Here is a 287-nt window from a genome sequence, read left to right on the forward strand (position 1 = left end):
GCCCGGCATCGTACGGCTGCTGCTCGCGGCCGGCGCCGACCCGAACCGGCCGAGCGGCGACGACACCGTCGACCTGCCGCTGTGCGGCGCGGCGAGCGGCGGCCACACCGAGGTCGTACGGGCACTCCTCGCGGCGGGCGCGGAGCCCGATCTCCGTGAGGAGCTCGATTTCACGGCGATGACCTGGGCGGCTCAGAAGGGGTACGGGAAGACGGCGGAGGTCCTCCTCGCCCATGGCGCCGACCCCGACCCGCCGGGGCCCGGCAGGTCGGGGTCGGCGCCATGGG

At 76.3% G+C, this 287-nt stretch carries 1 protein-coding gene; it reads left to right on the plus strand.

Features of this window, described 5'->3' with window-relative positions; genetic code table 11:
- The coding region (locus tag J0695_RS41705) for an ankyrin repeat domain-containing protein (protein ID WP_206970021.1) at positions 1 to 287 on the plus strand (287 nt) is incomplete at both ends.

It is taken from the genome of Streptomyces beijiangensis (assembly GCF_017315755.1).
Taxonomy (GTDB): Bacteria; Actinomycetota; Actinomycetes; order Streptomycetales; family Streptomycetaceae; genus Streptomyces; species Streptomyces beijiangensis.